Consider the following 18,420-nt stretch of genomic DNA (forward strand, 5'->3'; position numbering starts at 1 on the left):
GATTGCATAGGAATCCTCCTCTTAATTAGCACTCATTTTTTTAAACAATAACTTACCGATTATACGTGATGTGATGTTAAAAAATAAAATTGAAATGATCAGCAAGGCCGCTGCGCCATCAGAGACAGCAGCTGCGTCCGGCATAATACCTTCTCCATTAATTTTCCAAATGTGAACAGCCATTGTTTCGGCCGGTCTGAATGGATTCAGTGGAGAAGTAGACGACAGTGGGTTCCAATTGGTGAAGTCTATAATCGGTGTACTCATTCCAGCTGTATAAATCAGTGCAGCCGCCTCACCAAATACACGGCCGGATGCCAGAATAACGCCAGTTACGATGCCAGGCAGAGCGGCAGGAAGTACGATGGTCGTAATTGTTTCCCATCTTGAAAAACCGAGCGCCCAGCCTGCCTCACGTTGTGATTTCGGCACGTTCTGGATCGACTGTTCCACAACCCGTACAAGTAATGGCAGATTAAATACCGAGAGTGTTAAGGCACCTGATAAAATGGAAAAACCCCAGCCCATATACAAGACGAAAAATAAAAACCCGAACAATCCCACGACTATGGAAGGCAGTGATGATAGTACTTCAATCAGTACACGAATACAGCGGATTATCCAATGATCTTTCGCATATTCCGCTAGATAAATCCCCGCACCGATCGCAATGGGTACAGAAATGATCAGTGTCAATACAAGTAAATAAAAGGAATTAAATAGTTGAGGCCCCACTCCGCCGCCCTCTTTAAAAACTTGCGGAGGAGAGGTAATGAAATGCCAGCTTAGCTGCGGAATCCCTCTTACAAAAACAAATCCGAGCAGCCCTGCTAACATGATGATAATGATGCCCACTATACTATATAACCCTGCCGTTGCGAGTCGATCTTTCATCTTGGCGGACATTATCGCACTCTCCCCTTTCCTGCCACGCGGACAGTGATTGTAAAGAGCAGGGACATAATTAACAGCACGAGAGCTAAGGACCAGAGTGCATTATTTTCCACTTGCCCCATCACGGTATAGCCCATTCCCATCGTTAATATACTGGTTACAGTAGATGCCGGTTCAAACAGGGAATGCGGAATCACAGAGGCGTTCCCAATGACCATCTGTACAGCCAGTGCTTCACCGAATGCGCGCGCCATTCCAAAAATTACAGCCATCATCAGACCAGGCTTCGCTGTTTTCAAGACGACTTTGCAGATCATCTGCCATCTGGTTGAACCTAGTGCCAACGATGCTTCCCGTAACGAGCGGGGAACCGATTGAATAGCATCCAGCGCTAGACTGGTGACTGTCGGTAAAATCATGACAGACAATACGATAGTCCCCGCTGCAATTCCGAAGCCGCTGCCTGGAAACATTTCACGTAAAAATGGAACAACCACGCTTAATCCTATGAATCCATAGACAACAGAAGGTATACCTACTAACAGCTCAATCACCGGCTGCATAATTCTTTTTCCGCCGCGCGGTGCAATCTCGCTCATAAATATCGCAGCGCCGATTGCCATTGGTCCGGCAATCAGAGCAGATAGCCCAGTGACGGCCAGTGAACCTATTAAAAAAGGTAATGCCCCAATAATTGGCTTACCGAGGGAATTTACTTCCGCCGGGTTCCAAGCTGTGCCAGTAAAAAAATCTGTCACACTGCCGTCATTCGTAAGGAATGTTGCCAATCCTTTTGAAAGCACCAGAAACAGTATCGCTGCTGTGATGGCTGCCGTAAGGGCAACAGAGAGGAATGTTATCCATTTCCCTATTCGTCCCATGCGTATTTTACCGCTTTTTTTATACAATGGATGTTCCATCTCTTTCATCATCTTGGCCATCATCTGCACCCCTTCCGAATTCGCAGGAATTGGTTGGATGTCATCATTTTTTCGTAATGGATCCTTCCGCGTCCCGTTCCACCTTCATACCTGTTACTGGCAAGTAGTCCATTTCAACAAGCAATGTTTCCTGTATTTCTTCCGATAGCATATAGTCAATTAATTCCTTAGCCAGACCTGTTGCTTCACCGTTGGTATACATATGCTGATAAGCCCATATTTCCCATTTGTTCGTTTCGACATTTTTACGGTTCGGTGCAACACCGTTAACTTGTAAAGCGGTTATGGTATCGTTGAAATAGGAGAATGCTAAGTAGCTGATCGCCCCCGGCGTCTCACTGACAATCTTGCGTACCGTGCCAGATGAATCTTGCTCCTGCGCATCGATTGGTTCTTTCCCCTGCAAAGCAATTGCTTCAAAAGTTGCGCGTGTCCCGGACCCTTTTGCACGATTGATGACAATGATTTCCTGATCAATTCCGCCAAGCTCTTTCCAGTTTTTAATTTTTCCTGTAAAGATACCAATTAATTCTTCAGTTGTGATATCATCTACTCCCGTCTCCGGATGACTTACAGGTCCCATACCCACAACAGCAACTTTGTGGTCCACTAAACTTCCGGCATCCACACCTTCTTTTTCTTCAGCGAAAATGTCTGAGTTCCCGATATCCACTGCGTCTTCGCTGATCTTACTTAATCCAGTGCCGCTGCCTCCGCCTTGTACGCTGATCACTGAACCTGGATTCTCTTTCGTATATTGTTGGGCAGCAGCTTCGACCAATGGCTGCATTGCACTTGAACCTACTGCCATGATCGGCTCTGCGGCCTGACTCGTTTCTTCTTTCTCACTTTCATCTGCATTCGTACTGCTGCAAGCTGCAATCACCCCTGCAGATAGTAAAGCAAATGCCAATAAAGTAATACGTTTACGCTTTTTCATCACTGCGCCCCCTAGGTTTTCTATTTTTAGTAGTAACTCTCGTCCTCTTGCTCCTTTACTATAATCAATGAATATTAAGGGCTGATAGAGGAAACGTAAAGGTTATGTAAAGAGGGTGTATAGAAAAAAGGCTGCCGATCGGATCCATTATTGGATTCGTCTGCCGCCGTAGTATGTATTCGATGTATTCAGTTGATCACATCTTCAAATTTATAACCGAAACCTCTGACCGTCTTAATATAAACAGGCCGTTTTGTGTCGGGTTCAATCTTTTCCCGCAAATGACTGATATGAACGTCTACAATACGTGAATCCCCTGTGTAGTCATAATTCCATATCGCATTCAATAATTGCTCACGGTGAAGAACTTTACCCGAGTGCCGCATCAGGTAGAACAGCAGCTCAAACTCTTTCGGTGTCAGTTCTAAAAGCTCTCCGTCCAGAAAGGCTTCGATTCGATCGGGATGGAGTACTAGATTACCAGCCCGCAATTCTGTTTCTGGTTCTATTTCTGAAACGGAATCTTGCAGCTCCATCCTGCGTAAGAGAGCTTTCACTCGGGCAAGCACTTCCCTTGGACTAAACGGCTTTGTCAGATAATCATCCGCGCCAAGTTCCAGTCCAAGAACTTTGTCGAATTCATCACCTTTCGCAGTCAACATTAAAATTGGCGTATGGATTTTTTCTTGACGCAGTGTCTTGCATACATCCATACCATCAAGCCCCGGCAGCATAATATCGAGGAGCAGTACATCCGGTTTTTCAGAACGTGTCATCGAAACCGCAGTATTACCATCCCGTGCTATGTATACGGTATATCCTGCCTGCTCCAAGTTGTATTGCAAAAGAGTAGCAATTGACTGTTCGTCTTCCACAACCAAAACCTTTTTCATCTGGTTAGCTCCTTTACGGATAAGTTATTGATTTCCTGAAAGTCTACGTATCTACTGTACGGTGATGTAAAGAAAATGTCCACATAAATCATATTTTGAATAATTTTATTATGATCAGTTATACCTTTACATGTGAAATGACGTATCCTTCGGTGCAATTAATTGACATCAATACTTCCTGCTAGTACTCTTATTCATAAGCTTACTTTTAGTTAGTTCGCTAGGTCTTGCACTATAGTAAAACAGGAGGAATTTACATGACAGAAAAAACACAGAGAGAAATTCATTTAGCCAGCCGGCCTGTAGGATTGCCGACAATGGAAACGTTTGATTTTGTTGAGAAACCAATTCCTGTTATTGAAGAAAATGAGGTACTTGTACGCACGCTTTACGTTTCAGTTGATCCTTATATGCGCGGCAGAATGATGGACGCAAAGTCTTATATTCCGCCTTTCAAACTTCATGAAGCAATTACTGGCGGTGTGGTAGGTGAAATTACCGAGTCAAATTCAGAGGCGTTTCAGGCAGGTGACCTGGTCGTCGGCAACCTTAACTGGGCTGAGTATACTGCGGCTTCCGAAAAGGATGTCCGTAAAATCGACCCGAATATTGCTCCAATCACTGCACATTTGGGTATCTTAGGTATGACAGGTCTGACCGCTTACTTTGGTTTACTGGATATTGGCAGACCGCAAAAAGGTGAAACTGTCGTCGTCTCCGGTGCCGCGGGTGCAGTCGGTTCAGCAGTTGGACAAATCGCTAAAATGAAAGGCGCCTCCGTCATCGGAATTGCAGGCTCACAGGAGAAAATTGATTATCTGAAAAATGAACTGGGATTTGATGAAGCTGTCAATTACAAGCTGGACAGTTTTGAAGATGATCTGAAAAAAGCGGCAGCTGACGGCGTAGATGTGTACTTTGATAATGTAGGCGGTGAGGTTACTGATGCGGTGTTTACGCTGTTGAACAAACATGCGCGCATCGCACTGTGCGGGGCTATTTCTTCTTATAACAAAGTGAAAGACAGCGGCCCGCGTCTTCAATCGCAGATGATCAAAACGAGCGCATTGATGAAGGGCTTTACAGTAGGAGATTATTCTGCAGACTTTGCGAAAGGCGCAGCTGACCTGGGCAAATGGCTGGCAGAAGAAAAACTGACATATGAAGAGACAATAGTAGAAGGATTTGAAAATATTCCCGAAGCATTCCTCGGACTGTTTGAAGGAAAGAATCTTGGCAAGCTGCTGGTAAAAGTAGCAGATCCGACAAAACAATAAACTGATCAAAAAACACCCTGTATGGAAGAATCAATTCCATACAGGGTGTTCTGTATACTATTAACCGAATATACTCGTGCTGTGCAGCGGCTGCACTCTTGCTTTTGGATCAAGATATGCCTTTGCGTGGCTGATCGCAACCGGCGCTTCGCCCATACCTACTGCAATCAACTTCACTTTGCCGTCGTATGTTGTCACATCGCCTGCTGCATATATTCCTTCAATATTCGTTTCCATGCGGGAGTTGACAACAATCGAATTACGATCCATGTCCAAGCCCCATTCTTTCAACGGTCCAAGTGAAGAAATATTACCATAGTTAACGACTACATGATCGAATTCCAGCTCTTTTACGCTGCCGTCTTTTTCTTTCAATACCACTTTTTCTATTGCATCTCCATCACCGCGCAGCTCGCTTACAGCATGAGAAGTCAATACATTCACTGTCGAAGCGTGTAACTGATTGACGCTTGTTTCATGTGCAGTGAAACGCTCCCTGCGGTGTACAAGTGTTACCTGGCTTGCAATATTCTCAAGCATCAGCGCCCAGTCCAGTGCAGAATCCCCTCCGCCGCAGACTAGGATGTTCTGATCTTTAAACAGTGACAAGTCTTTAATACCATAGTGTAATGTCTTCCCTTCAAAATCAGGTTCTTCTTTCAAACCAATTTTTCGGGGCTGGAACGCGCCGATTCCGGCAGTCAATAGAATTGTGCGGGTCAGATGCTGTCCTTTGTCCGTTGTCAGAACGAAATGATCGTCTTTCTTTTCAACAGAAAGTGCAGCTTCTCCCAGGCAAATTTCAGGTTTTGCATAATGTGCTTGCGTCACAAGGTTTGCCACTAAATCCTTCGCCAAAATCTTCGGAAAACCGCCTACATCATAAATGTATTTATCAGGATATAGCTCGATTAATTGGCCGCCAAGCTGCGGTAAGCTATCAATAATTTTTACAGACATCTCACGCATACCTGCATAGAACGAAGAAAATAATCCTGTTGGACCTCCGCCGATAATCGTAATATCCACTATTTCTTGATTCATCTAAAACACTCCTATAATTAATCTTTAGTACAAAGCTATGGGGTGTACCACTTATGTTCCTCTAGTATATTATCCACCATTTGAAAGGGAATTACATCTATTTTGTATTTACAGTGCAGGAAAAAGACCTGTGGAATACTGCTCTGCGGCCGCCTGCTCTTCTTCGTCCCATTCTACATCAAACGGACTTCCCGTAGCCAATTCATAAAATTGGTATGTAAGCATTTTGCGCTGACCGTCTTTCACAGAATACAGCATTCGTAAGCCAGTGCCCTCTTCATTAAACAGTTCATCTTCTTCATCTACTTTCACTGTCAAAAGAACTTCGTAGCGCTGACCTTCGATAATGCCTGTTGGATCGATTAACTCCTCTACTGTACCATTTACTATTTGCATTCAACTTCTCCTTCTTCCCGCTCACTAAGAGTTTACTCTCTCTATCCTACATCATTTCATAAGATTGTGGCAATTTATGAACGCTATTTTCGGTAAATAGTTTGCTTTTCGGTATAGGTTGCCGGAAAATGAAGGAATACACACCATCTATCCAAACGAGGAGGAGGACAATGCTTACTTTTGAAGATTATGAGTATACTCGCCCGAATATCGAAGATCTGACAGCCGAGTTTACCTCTGCACTTGCACAGTTTGAACAAGCACATTCATATGAACAACAATCTGCTGCCATTCAGCAGCTAAATAGTCTGACGAGTGATTACAGCACACAGGAAAATATTATGTATATCCGTTCATCAATTGATACAAATGATACGTTCTATCAGCAGGAACGCGATTATTTTGATGAAATAGGCCCGCAATTCCAGGCGCTGCAAAGTTCATATTATAAGGCGCTAATTGCCACACCATTCCGTTCACAGCTTGAAAAAAAATGGGGCTCGCAGCTCTTTCATCTGGCTGAGAACGCGATCCGTTCCTATTCAGATGAAGTTCTGCCGCTCTTGCAGCAAGAGAATAAACTCATATCCGAATACGCTAAACTCGTCGCTTCTGCACAAATTGATTTCCGCGGCGAGACACTGACATTGGCACAGCTTGGCCCCTATAAAGAATCCTTGAACCGTGCTGTCAGAAAGGAAGCGATGAATGCTTCAGCTGACTTTTTCGCGGCAAACGAAGAACAGTTCGACCGTATATTCGATCAGCTTGTAGCTGTCCGCCATAAAATTGCTGTGACTCTTGGATTTAAAAACTTTACGGAACTCGGATACGTGCGGATGAACCGAATCGGTTATGATGCAGAGATGGTCGAAAATTTCCGCAGACAAATCCGGACGTCTGTCGTTCCGCTGACCGAGAATATCCGCGCGATGCAAAGCCGGAGAATCGGCGCAGCGCAGATGAAGTTCTATGATGAACCGCTGCATTATCCGGAAGGTAATCCAAAGCCAAAAGGATCACCTGAATGGATTCTAGAAAACGGGCAGAAAATGTATCAGGAACTGTCACGGGAAACCGGCCGCTTTTTTGATTATATGAAGCGCAAAAATCTGTTGGATCTTGTGGCGAAAAAAGGCAAGGAAGCAGGCGGGTATTGCACATTTATCGAGAATTACGATTCCCCGTTCATCTTCTCGAATTTCAACGGCACTTCCGGAGACATCGATGTCCTGACACATGAGGCGGGCCACGCGTTCCAAGTGTATTCCAGCCGTTCCATCGGGATTCCCGAATATATTTGGCCGACAAGTGAAGCAGCGGAAATACATTCCATGAGCATGGAATTTTTCACCTGGCACTGGATGGACCTGTTTTTCGGCAGTGATGCCGACCGGTACCGCTACGCCCACCTGCTGGGAGGAATATTGTTTTTGCCGTACGGAACAGCAGTCGATGAGTTCCAGCAGCGTATTTATGATCAGCCGGAGCTAACACCAGCTGAGCGAAAAGCGGTCTGGAAAGAGCTTGAGACTACTTATTTACCGCTGCGGGATTACGATGGCCACCCGTATTTGGAACAAGGCGGCTTTTGGCAGAGACAGGGTCATATTTATGAAGTGCCGTTTTACTATATTGATTATGCATTGGCACAAATTTGCGCCTTCCAATTTTGGCAGCGTTCATTGGAGGATTTAGAAGGTGCATGGAAAGATTACTTAGAGCTTTGTGCATTAGGCGGCTCTAAATCATTCTTGGAGCTTATCAAAACCGCTCACTTGAAATCCCCTTTTGAAGAAGGCACAGTTGAATCCATTACAGACTTTATACATGACTGGATGATTGACAACAAGATTTTTTGACTTCATTTAATAAAAAAAGGATGTGCACGATCGTCATGATCACATGACTTTCTGCACATCCTTTTTTATCTTTCAACTGGTTCGTAGAAAGAATACTGATCCTTCCCTTTCTTCTTTGACTGATACAATGCTACATCGGCTTTACGATACAGTGTATGAATCGTATCTTTCTTTTCTGCAGTGGCTATCCCGATACTGATAGATAAATGAATCTCTTCCTTTTGTAAATAGGCAAAAGACTTTCGCATCGATTCAAGCATACTGTCAGCACACTTCATTACTTGTTCTTCAGTTACACGTGAGAACAGCACAACAAATTCATCGCCGCCGATTCTGGCAGCCAGGTGATCTTTCCCGCTTTCTTTATCGATAATTTTGGCAGCTTTCACCAATAATTTATCGCCTTCTCCATGCCCCAATGAATCATTGACGGATTTGAAATTATCCAAATCAATGATCATGAATTGCAGCGGCCCTTTTTTCTGCCGCAGCCATTGCACAGCCGTATCTTCAAAAGCCGCCCGGTTCTTCAAACCGGTCAATACATCATGGAAAGCCAGATGGACGGGCCTAGCGATCATTCTTGCCAAGACGACAGACAGAATGATTGTGAAAATAACGATACTTACCGTTTGAAAAATGAACTGGCTGCGATAAGATTTCAGCAGATCAGAAACCGGTATATCATAATACGCAATTTCCACTACGCGATTCGCAGACAGACCGGGCACTGCATCTGCTTTATACGGTATGTACCGGTATGTTAATGTTTGGCCGTTTTCTTTTGCTGTAATTTCTTTAATTTCAAACTTCTTATATGCTTCCGTAAAAATGGGTTTTCTTGATGGATTAATCGTTTCTTCTTTATCTGCACCTCTGTCTCCAAGCAATAATCCTAAATAGTTATATACATTCACCGATTTAATCTGCTCGTTTTCTTCTTCCAGACGATGCATCGTGTCAATGAAGTTGAACTCTTTATATACTAGTTTGTCTTCCAGATAGTAGCCAAGCTCTATAAGATATTTTTTGTCAGGCGTCGGCATATAACTGAATTTCTTAAAGCTCCCGGTATCTTGATGAATGTCCAGTGCATCATGAGAAAAAATGCCTAGTTTTCTGCGTTCTGTCAACAGCGAGCTGAATTTACGGCAGCATTCATTAAAATTCAACCCGATATCCGGTGTATAGCTGCTTTCGATCACTTCATTATTTTCATCGATAATAAATACATCCATGCCGCTTTGCTCTTTCAATGCAGCAAAGTCCCATGTGGAGAAGTCAGGCTGTCTTTCGTAGAGCGCAATCAATGTCTCGGAGTATTCTTCCATACTCGCTGCGCGTTCAACGTCAAGGACATTATATACTTTATCAATGGTGGCCAGACTGGTGATGATCTCGGCTTCTGCCATCTGAACCTGTATTTCTAAATTGGTTTCCACATTCTTTTTTAGTCGTACATAATCCGCTGTAATGATAATCAGCGATAAAAGGAGCGTAAAGCCTATGAGGATGCCAGTTAACTTTATACGAAAATTTTTGCCCACTTTACGGCACCCCTTCTTCTTTTCATCAATTGAAAACGTCTGTTAAAAGTATATCACATAGTAGTTCATTGGAACCTGTTTTATAGATAATATTTTACTTTTTCGCATGCCTTTTTCCGATAAGAAAAAGCAAAAAGTCTCAAAGACTCTTTGCTTTTGGTTTTATTTTCATTTTTGATCAACTTGTTATGTCACGGGAAAAATCACATTAGCCCTTGAGCATTCCCATCCTGATCCACATCCATTTTCAAAGCAGCAGGCTGCTTTGGCAGACCCGGCATCGTCATGATGTCTCCGGTTAAACAGACGAGGAAGCCAGCCCCTAATTTCGGCAGAATGCTTCGGACTGTAATGAAAAAGTCTGTCGGACGGCCCAGCTTTTTCGGATCATCCGAGAATGAGTATTGTGTCTTAGCCATACAGACGGGAAGTAAATCCCAGCCATTCTTTTTGATCTCCGCCAAATCTTTCTTCGCCTGATCAGTAAACACCACACCTGACCCGCCGTATACTTTTTGAACAATGGCAGTCACTTTTTCTTCCACAGATTGTTCCACTTCATAGATCGGTGCAAAATTATTCGGCTCATCGATGACTTTCAATACTTCTTTAGCCAGCGCTTCCCCGCCTGCACCGCCGTTTTGCCAGACATCTGTCATAGCCATTTTAATTCCATTGTCTTCGCACCATTTTTGGACTTTCTGCAATTCCGCTTCAGAATCCCCCACGAAATGATTGAGCGCGACGACAGGCTGCACGCCGAATGCCCGAATCGTTTCCACATGTTTCTCCAAATTAACTAAGCCTTTTTCTGTTGCCTCACTGTTCTCTGCTTTCAAATCTTGTTTGGCCACGCCGCCATGCATTTTCAGCGCACGGATTGTCGTCACGAGAACCACTGCATCAGGCTTGAAATTGCCTTTGCGCGCTTTAATGTCCATAAACTTCTCAGCGCCCAGATCGGAACCGAAGCCGGCCTCCGTCACAACAAAGTCTGCCAGATTACGCGCAGTATTTGTTGCAATCAGCGAGTTGCAGCCGTGGGCAATATTCGCAAAGGGACCGCCATGAATTAAAGCAGGAGTGCCTTCAATAGTTTGGACAATGTTTGGCATAAATGCATCTTTTAATAACAGAGTTAACGCGCCTTCTACGCCAAGCTCACGGACAGTGACTGCTTCTTTGTCATACGTATAGCCAATCACAATATCAGACAGACGCTCTTTCAAATCTTGCAGACTGGTTGCGAGACAGAACACCGCCATGATCTCTGACGCTACGGTAATATCGAAACCGTCTTCACGGGGAACCCCCTGTGACGGACCGCCTAAACCGACCGTTACATGACGCAGTGCACGGTCATTCATATCCATGACACGTTTCCATGTAATTCTGCGCGGATCAATATTCAATAGATTTCCCTGATGAAGATGATTGTCAATTAACGCACTCAGCGCGTTGTTAACTGTAGTGATCGCATGCAGATCGCCTGTGAAATGCAGATTGATATCTTCCATCGGCAAAACTTGTGAGAATCCGCCGCCTGTCGCTCCGCCTTTAATACCCATTACCGGCCCGAGTGAAGGCTCGCGCAATGCCACCATCGTTTTCTTTCCTAAACGGGAAAGTGCATCTCCAAGACCTACAGTTACCGTTGATTTCCCTTCTCCAGCCGGTGTAGGGCTTGTCGCGGTAACGAGAATTACTTTTGCCTGCACAGACTGCTTGGGAATGAGATTCACATTAATTTTTGCTTTATATTTTCCGTATAACTCCAGTGCATCCAATGGGATTCCCGCTTTTTCTGCTATTTTCTCGATTGGCTGCATTGTCGCTTTTGAAGCAATTTCTAAATCTGTCAGTGTTTTTACCCGTTCTGTCACTGCTCCCACTGCCTTTCTGTTCCGGATCTATTATTTATTTCATAATGTTCAAAATGATTTTTCCAAATTGCATACTGTCGCCCAATTTAGCGAATGCTTTGTCCGCCTGCTCCAGTGGAATCACAGAATCAATCACAGGATGAATCTGATGTTTATCCATAAAAGCCAGCATATCCCGTAATTCTTCACGGCTTCCCATCGTTGTGCCGAGCATTGTATATTGGCCATAGAAAAATTTCCGTAAATTCAGTTCAACAGTATCGTCTGTTGTTGCGCCGAAGACGACTATGCGGCCGCCTTGCTTCAGAATTTCGAGCGAGCGATTAAACGTGGCTCTTCCCACGCTCTCTATGACGAGATCTACATGTTCATTCTTTAATTCTTCCAGCCAGTCGCTATTTGTATCAATCGCCAAATCCGCGCCAATCGTTTTCGCATGCTCTCTTTTTTCTTCACTTCTTGATGAAACAATTACCCGTGCCCCAAGTTTCTTCGCAAACTGAATCATGTACGTGGCGACACCGCTTCCTGCGCCCGGAATGAACACTGTCTGCCCTTCCTGAATCTGCCCTTTTGTCACAAGCGCGCGATAACCTGTCAATCCCGCCAGCGCAACTGCCGCAGACTCTTCCCACGTCAGATAAGATGGCTTCTTTTCCAGCTGCTCTGCGGAGATAGAAATTTTTTCAGCAAACGTGCCGTGATCAGGCAAACCGAGAATATCAAATTCGGCAGACGGCGCGTCACTCTTTTCGTACCAGCGGAGAGACGGGTTAATAATTACTTCATCTCCCACGTTCCATCCGGTTACATCCTGGCCTATTGCTTCAATAATGCCCGCACCATCTGAGCCCAGAACGAGAGGTTCTGCAGCCTTCCCGCGGCGTGCGGGCAATCCTGTATCGCGCCGGTTCAGACCCGCTGTCTTCAGTGCAACGACTACTTCCCCTGCACCAGCCTTAGGGTCTGCAATATCTGTATATTGTAACTCACCATTTTTATGAACAAATGCCTTCAATCCACTCATCCTTCCTGCAATGATCTTCGGTACTATCATACCGTATTTCATCGTATATTCCTACATTTCAATTTATTTGACTGGGTATGCCATGCAAAAAAACACAATGAGCCGTAGCATCATTGTGTCATAAAGTGCGTCTTTTATATTTAGCTAATTCCAATAATTCGAGCACATCTTTTTTAGGCAGGCGGATGACCAATTCCATCAGCTCTTTTTCAGCCAAACGGCGGCCTTTTCCGCTGCGGTACTTCTCTTTATTCACTGTGTCGATTTCTGTATATAATTCATCAGTTTCCGACGGCCAATTTCCGGAGGATTCAACATTCATCGTTTCACGAAGACGATCATAGAGAGATTCCACTGTATTGCCTGTTGCTTTGAAATACGGTGTAAATGTCACCTCACCCATAATCAATTCATCAGTAGAAACAGAGAACCGCTCTGAAATTTTAGCGATCCATGCTGCAGACGGTGCGTTTTTGCCGCGCTCCCAATCTTTAATTCGGCTGGCAGACGTACCGATTGCCGCTCCAAATGCCATCATCGAAAGTCCGCGGCGTTCTCTCAGCGCTTTCAAACGCAATCCAAAATCATCCTTACTCCATTCGTTCAACGAAATACCCCCTGTGTACCCTGTAATGTATTAATATTATTATCAAAATAGCTTGGTTGTCAATTAATTTTTATATGAAATGCATTTTCTGTTCAAATCGCCGGCAAGCTAGCTGTACCAATTAGTAGCCGCTTTTCTGACGCGCATAGTTTTCTTCATTTTTATCAATATACGCCTGAATAATCTGATCTTCAGTGAATCCAAGCGTCTTGGCGAGCGCACCGTAGTGAACCCAAATCATTTTGTAATCATCCAATGTCAGCGAGTCTAAAAAGGCATGAATAGAATGGCTTGTCTGGATGAATAATTGCGTTAGATTTTGTTCTTGCAGCGGACTTGCCGGCCATTCTTCCAATCCGTCATAGCCTTTCTCAATGCCCAATGACAGCAAGAAATGGATCGAGTCCACGTATTCCTCCAGAACGACATCTTCAGCAGAAGGCCCTTTGGTGCTCCAGAACTTAAAGCAGCGTGTCTCATTGGCAAGTTCAGAAAGTTCGACCAATAATGCCAGTCCTCTTTCCGCGAACGTTTCATTCGTCTGATGATTTTGTTGAATGTATGTATCGAGTGCCCGCTGCATTTCAAACAATTGATGTAATTTCATCTGAATTCCCTCCAACATGTACTAAAAGTGAAACTTAACAGACTGCTCATCCGTATAGTACTGTACTATACCATTAGCAGGAGCTGATTTCATGGTTTTATTAATTCGCGTATTTATTCTGGCACTTGTCATTTACTTATTTTATGCGGGAATCCGCTATTTGACAGATGCTAAACGTAAGTTAGATGAAGCGTATGAAAAAGGACAGTATTATTTTTATGATGACAATAAAAATATCCGGAAAAACTTTTTCATCACGTATAAAGGCGCGATGTTTGAAGGCGAGAAATATCTGGGTACTACGAAAGATTCATTCGATGTAGTTTCCATTTTCATTTGGGTAAAAAATGAGTCGAAACTGCAAGGTATGACTAAAGAAGACTTTCATTTTCTCGAAACAGAAGTTCAAACGTATTATCCGCATGCTGAAATCAACTGGAAGAATCCGATCGAACAATTAATGAAATCTTGACTTTTACGGAAATAGCCCAGCCGCTATTTCCGTTTTTTACTCGAATTCCTCAGAATAAGCCGGCAGACGGCAACTTCACGCCATAGACTGCAAGCACGATGACAATGTCCGTCATAGCGAGAAGTAAAAATCCGATGCGAAAATGGGTTTTTCTCGTTTTATGATGAAAAACCTGCATACCGAAATAGGCTCCCACTCCCCCGCCGAGTAAAGCAAGCAGCCAAAGATTTCGTTCGGGTATCCGCTGGTTTTTCTTGCGCGCCTGCCGTTTATCATATCCCATAGCGGCAAATGCCCAGACGGACAGAACCGCCATGTAGATCAATAGAGTTTGCGCCATTGCAGCCATTCCTCCATACGAAAAAATCCACCTTCATTTCCATATAAGAATGAAAACGAAAGCGGATTTTGGTTCATCTTATTTTGCTACAGATTTCTTTGCAGTTTCTGCAAGCTGTGCAAATGCTTGTGCATCTGTCACTGCAAGATCTGCAAGCATTTTACGGTTAACATCGATGCCAGCTACTTTCAAGCCGTGCATTAATGTGCTGTATGAAAGACCATTCATACGAGCAGCCGCGTTGATGCGTGTAATCCATAGTTTACGGAAATCCCGTTTTTTCTGACGACGGTCACGGTATGCATAGTTATAAGATTTCATTACCTGTTGGTTAGCTACCTTATAAAGTCTATGTTTTGAACCAAAATAACCTTTTGCTAATTTCAATACTTTTTTATGACGCTTGCGCGTTACTGTTCCACCTTTTACGCGTGGCATAGTGCATTACCTCCTGCTTATCCTGTAAGTGTGTGTTCGGTATTACTTCATGTTTGTTAGCATTTCACGAATACGCTTGTAATCGCCTGAAGAAACTAGTGAAGACTTGCGTAAGTGACGCTTAGCCTTTGTAGATTTGTTTGCAAAAAGGTGACTTGTGTAAGCACGGCCACGCTTTAGTTTACCAGTTCCAGTTCTTTTGAAACGTTTCGCGGAACCGCGGTGAGTTTTCATTTTTGGCATGTTCTGTTCCTCCTAAATTGTTCGTGTTACTGTTTTTCGGCAAGCGGTGCAAGTATTAAGAACATGCTCCGGCCTTCCATTTTTGGTTTAACTTCAACAGTTGCTACTTCTTTGCAGGCTTCTGCGAAACGATCCAGCACTCGTTGGCCAATTTCTTTGTGCGTAATTGCACGGCCGCGGAAACGAATCGAAGCTTTTACCTTATCCCCATTTTCGAGGAATTTGATTCCGTTACGAAGTTTCGTTTGGAAATCATGCTCATCAATGGTCGGGCTGAGCCGAACTTCTTTGACATTGATGACTTTTTGATTTTTACGTACTTCACGCTCTTTCTTTTGCTGTTCGAACTTGAACTTTCCATAGTCCATAACACGAGCTACTGGGGGCTTCGCTTGTGGAGCAACAAGAACAAGGTCCAGGTTCACTCGAGCAGCAATTTCTAAAGCTTCATTACGTGATTTGATACCAAGCTGTTCGCCGTTGTGATCAATTAACCGCAACTCACGTGCCCGGATACCGTCATTTACGTACATGTCTTTGCTAATAGTAATCCACCTCCGAATATTGTCTCGTGAATACACGTTTTGGGTACGCCGGAAATGCCGGCTTCAGGTCCCACAGGTCCATCCATTTTACGAAATAAAAAAAGTAGACAAATAGTATTTGTCTACCCGCGTAAGTAACCTATGCCTGCTATGCATAGAGATTCACTTATGTGCTAACCTGGCAACAACTTCATTGCGTCGATCAGGTGAGAAGCGGGTAGCCTCTTCTTATACCACAAACTGTATTCATTTAACCTTATTAATATTATCATGTATTGCATGGTGTGTCAACAGCATAACATTTCCTGCTGTTGGATGCACTGGTACTGTCTGAATTTCTTCAACTTTGTAAGTATAGCGCATAGTGAACTATATTGCAACTGTTAATTTCATTTTCACGCGAAAAACTTATGGGAACCTGCTTCGGGCTACCGAAGCAGGTTCCTGTCTGTCAGTCCTTCTTTACGTCTTCTTTGATCATTTCAATGAACGCGTCAAATGACATGCTGACGGATTTTTGTTCACCGTATTTGCGCACATTGACTTCGCCCGCTTCCATTTCACGGTCTCCAAGAACTAGCATGTATGGAACTTTCTGCACTTGTGCTTCACGGATTTTATAACCGATCTTCTCTTCGCGGCTGTCCACATCGACACGGAATCCTGCTTGCGTCAGCTTTTCTCTGATATCATCTGCGTAGTCAAAGTGAACTTCCGGAGAAACCGGGATAACTTCCACTTGAATCGGCGCCAGCCATGTCGGGAATGCGCCTTTGTATTCTTCGATCAGGAAGGCAACGAAACGTTCCATCGTTGACACGACACCTCTGTGAATAACAACCGGGCGATGCTGCTTGCCGTCTTCACCGATATACGTGAGATCAAAACGCTCCGGCAATAAGAAGTCCAGCTGAGCAGTAGAGAGAGTTTCTTCCATACCGATGGCTGTCTTTACCTGCACGTCCAGTTTTGGACCGTAGAATGCTGCTTCGCCTTCTTCTTCTGTATACGGAAGCTCCAGCTCATCCATCGCTTCTTTCAGCATCTTTTGTGCACGTTCCCACATTTCATCGTCATCAAAATATTTAGTTGTATCTTCCGGATCACGATAAGACAGACGGAACGTATAATCCTTGATGTTGAAATCTTTATATACTTCAATAATCAAATTAACTACACGTTTAAATTCTTCTTTAATCTGATCAGGACGCACGAAAATATGTGCATCATTCAATGTCATTCCGCGCACGCGCTGCAGACCTGAAAGCGCTCCGGACATTTCATACCGGTGCATAGTGCCAAGTTCAGCTATTCGAAGCGGCAAGTTTCGATAAGAATGAATGCCATTTTTATATATCATCATATGATGCGGACAGTTCATAGGACGCAACACCAGATCTTCATTGTCCATGCTCATCGCAGGGAACATGCCGTCCTGATAGTGATCCCAGTGACCTGAAGTTTTGTACAGTTCCACACTTCCAAGTACCGGTGTATAAACGTGCTGATAGCCCAGTCTTTCTTCTTTATCAACGATGTAGCGCTCGACTACGCGGCGGATTGTCGCGCCTTTAGGAAGCCAAAGCGGTAAACCTTGCCCGACTTTTTGCGAGTTCGTGAATAGATTCAGTTCTTTCCCGATTTTACGGTGGTCACGCTCTTTTGCTTCCTGCAACAGACGCAAATGTTCTTTTAGTTCGTCTTTTTTGAAGAACGCTGTTCCGTAGATTCGCTGAAGCATTTTGTTGTCGGAATTACCTCTCCAGTATGCGCCTGCAATACTCAGTAATTTGAACTCTTTCAGCTTCCCTGTAGACGGCACGTGAATTCCGCGGCATAGGTCGAAGAATTCGCCTTGTTCGTAAATTGATACTTGCTCGCCTTCAGGAATTGCTTCAAGAAGTTCCAATTTATATTCATCATCGATTTCCTCGAAACGCTTTTTGGCTTCTTCACGGGAAACATCGTGACGGATGATCGGCAGATTTTCACCGATGATACGCTTCATTTCTTTTTCCAGTTCAGGCAAATCTTCCGCAGTAATAGGTGTAGGCGAATCGATATCGTAGTAAAATCCGTTTTCGATGACCGGACCAATACCGAGTTTCGCATCAGGGAATTTGCGTTTAACGGCTTGTGCCAGAAGGTGAGCCGTACTGTGGCGCAAGATTTCCAATGCTTCATCTGATGTTGGAGTGATAATGCTGATGTCCCCATCTTCATGAATGGGTGTTGTTAAATCAATCAGCCGATCTCCGATTTTCCCTGCCAGTGCGCTCTTACGCAGCCCGGGGCTGATGGAGCCTGCAATCTCTTCCGTTGTTACGCCATTCTCAAATTCTTTTACTGCTCCATCCGGAAATGTTAAATGAATGTTTTCTGCCATTTGTATGACTCCCTTTCTTTTTTTGAACGCAAAAAAGCCTCATCCCTAAAGGGACGAGGCTTGAGCTCGTGGTTCCAC

The 18,420-nt window shown here is 44.0% G+C and carries 19 protein-coding genes and 1 other annotated feature (1 of these 20 only partly in view); of the genes, 3 read left to right on the top strand and 16 right to left on the bottom strand.

The window, feature by feature from the left end:
• Positions 1-21: 21 nt before the first annotated feature.
• The 4 genes from pstA to SporoP37_RS02770 form a co-directional block, all read right to left on the bottom strand.
• On the bottom strand, positions 22-906 hold the full coding sequence (gene pstA / locus SporoP37_RS02755) for a phosphate ABC transporter permease PstA (RefSeq protein ID WP_085430199.1): 885 nt from the start codon (positions 904-906) through the stop codon (positions 22-24).
• On the bottom strand, positions 906-1,838 hold the full coding sequence (pstC, locus tag SporoP37_RS02760; protein ID WP_369922502.1) for a phosphate ABC transporter permease subunit PstC: 933 nt from the start codon (positions 1,836-1,838) through the stop codon (positions 906-908). Before pstC ends, pstA begins: the two co-directional genes overlap by 1 nt.
• Positions 1,839-1,878: 40 nt before the next feature.
• On the bottom strand, positions 1,879-2,775 hold the full coding sequence (locus SporoP37_RS02765; protein WP_085430200.1) for a phosphate ABC transporter substrate-binding protein PstS family protein: 897 nt from the start codon (positions 2,773-2,775) through the stop codon (positions 1,879-1,881).
• Between the two features lie 188 nt (positions 2,776-2,963).
• Complete coding sequence (locus tag SporoP37_RS02770) at positions 2,964-3,668, bottom strand: response regulator transcription factor (protein ID WP_085430201.1); 705 nt, start codon at positions 3,666-3,668, stop codon at positions 2,964-2,966.
• Between the two features lie 257 nt (positions 3,669-3,925).
• Here SporoP37_RS02770 and SporoP37_RS02775 point away from each other — a divergent pair, with 257 nt between their 5' ends.
• Positions 3,926-4,945: an NADP-dependent oxidoreductase gene (locus SporoP37_RS02775; RefSeq protein ID WP_085430202.1), complete on the top strand. Its 1,020-nt coding sequence runs from the start codon at positions 3,926-3,928 to the stop codon at positions 4,943-4,945.
• Between the two features lie 60 nt (positions 4,946-5,005).
• Here SporoP37_RS02775 and SporoP37_RS02780 read toward each other — a convergent pair whose 3' ends face one another.
• A complete protein-coding gene (locus SporoP37_RS02780; RefSeq protein WP_081242214.1) occupies positions 5,006-5,989 on the bottom strand; it encodes an NAD(P)/FAD-dependent oxidoreductase in 984 nt (327 codons plus the stop codon).
• A gap of 108 nt (positions 5,990-6,097) precedes the next feature.
• Positions 6,098-6,385, bottom strand: coding sequence for a DUF6509 family protein (locus tag SporoP37_RS02785; RefSeq protein WP_085430203.1), 288 nt, complete (start codon positions 6,383-6,385; stop codon positions 6,098-6,100).
• 170 nt (positions 6,386-6,555) lie between these two features.
• Between SporoP37_RS02785 and SporoP37_RS02790 the strand changes: the two genes are divergently transcribed.
• Positions 6,556-8,247 carry a M3 family oligoendopeptidase gene (locus tag SporoP37_RS02790; RefSeq protein WP_085430204.1) on the top strand — a complete coding sequence of 564 codons (1,692 nt, stop codon included), beginning with the start codon at positions 6,556-6,558 and terminating at the stop codon, positions 8,245-8,247.
• Between the two features lie 65 nt (positions 8,248-8,312).
• Here the strand turns inward: SporoP37_RS02790 and SporoP37_RS02795 are convergent, their stop codons facing one another.
• From SporoP37_RS02795 to SporoP37_RS02815, 5 genes are all read right to left on the bottom strand, one after another.
• Positions 8,313-9,794, bottom strand: a complete 1,482-nt coding sequence (locus SporoP37_RS02795) for a GGDEF domain-containing protein (RefSeq protein WP_085430205.1) — start codon at positions 9,792-9,794, stop codon at positions 8,313-8,315.
• A gap of 203 nt (positions 9,795-9,997) precedes the next feature.
• The gene (locus tag SporoP37_RS02800; RefSeq protein WP_232329834.1) at positions 9,998-11,623 is read right to left on the bottom strand and encodes a formate--tetrahydrofolate ligase; all 1,626 of its coding nucleotides are present in this window, start codon (positions 11,621-11,623) and stop codon (positions 9,998-10,000) included.
• A gap of 88 nt (positions 11,624-11,711) precedes the next feature.
• A complete protein-coding gene (locus tag SporoP37_RS02805) occupies positions 11,712-12,695 on the bottom strand; it encodes a zinc-binding dehydrogenase (protein ID WP_085431667.1) in 984 nt (327 codons plus the stop codon).
• Between the two features lie 127 nt (positions 12,696-12,822).
• A complete protein-coding gene (locus SporoP37_RS02810; RefSeq protein ID WP_158233600.1) occupies positions 12,823-13,311 on the bottom strand; it encodes a helix-turn-helix domain-containing protein in 489 nt (162 codons plus the stop codon).
• A gap of 121 nt (positions 13,312-13,432) precedes the next feature.
• Positions 13,433-13,918 carry a dUTP diphosphatase gene (locus SporoP37_RS02815; protein WP_085430207.1) on the bottom strand — a complete coding sequence of 162 codons (486 nt, stop codon included), beginning with the start codon at positions 13,916-13,918 and terminating at the stop codon, positions 13,433-13,435.
• Between the two features lie 91 nt (positions 13,919-14,009).
• Here SporoP37_RS02815 and SporoP37_RS02820 point away from each other — a divergent pair, with 91 nt between their 5' ends.
• The gene (locus SporoP37_RS02820) at positions 14,010-14,390 is read left to right on the top strand and encodes a sigma-w pathway protein ysdB (protein ID WP_085430208.1); all 381 of its coding nucleotides are present in this window, start codon (positions 14,010-14,012) and stop codon (positions 14,388-14,390) included.
• 49 nt (positions 14,391-14,439) lie between these two features.
• Here the strand turns inward: SporoP37_RS02820 and SporoP37_RS02825 are convergent, their stop codons facing one another.
• The 5 genes from SporoP37_RS02825 to thrS form a co-directional block, all read right to left on the bottom strand.
• Positions 14,440-14,730, bottom strand: a complete 291-nt coding sequence (locus SporoP37_RS02825) for a DUF1294 domain-containing protein (RefSeq protein WP_085430209.1) — start codon at positions 14,728-14,730, stop codon at positions 14,440-14,442.
• Positions 14,731-14,808: 78 nt separating this feature from the next.
• Complete coding sequence (gene rplT, locus SporoP37_RS02830) at positions 14,809-15,168, bottom strand: 50S ribosomal protein L20 (RefSeq protein ID WP_081242223.1); 360 nt, start codon at positions 15,166-15,168, stop codon at positions 14,809-14,811.
• A 42-nt stretch (positions 15,169-15,210) separates the two neighbouring features.
• Positions 15,211-15,411 (bottom strand): 50S ribosomal protein L35, encoded by a 201-nt coding sequence (gene rpmI, locus SporoP37_RS02835; protein WP_029052909.1) that lies wholly within the window; start codon positions 15,409-15,411, stop codon positions 15,211-15,213.
• 26 nt (positions 15,412-15,437) lie between these two features.
• A complete protein-coding gene (gene infC, locus SporoP37_RS02840) occupies positions 15,438-15,944 on the bottom strand; it encodes a translation initiation factor IF-3 (RefSeq protein WP_143565457.1) in 507 nt (168 codons plus the stop codon).
• Positions 15,945-16,407: 463 nt separating this feature from the next.
• Positions 16,408-18,342: a threonine--tRNA ligase gene (gene thrS, locus SporoP37_RS02845; protein ID WP_081242225.1), complete on the bottom strand. Its 1,935-nt coding sequence runs from the start codon at positions 18,340-18,342 to the stop codon at positions 16,408-16,410.
• A gap of 46 nt (positions 18,343-18,388) precedes the next feature.
• Positions 18,389-18,420, bottom strand: a binding site (T-box leader) (it continues 194 nt past the right edge of the window).

Origin of the sequence: Sporosarcina sp. P37, from assembly GCF_002109365.1 — a bacterium.
In the GTDB taxonomy this organism is placed as follows: domain Bacteria; phylum Bacillota; class Bacilli; order Bacillales_A; family Planococcaceae; genus Sporosarcina.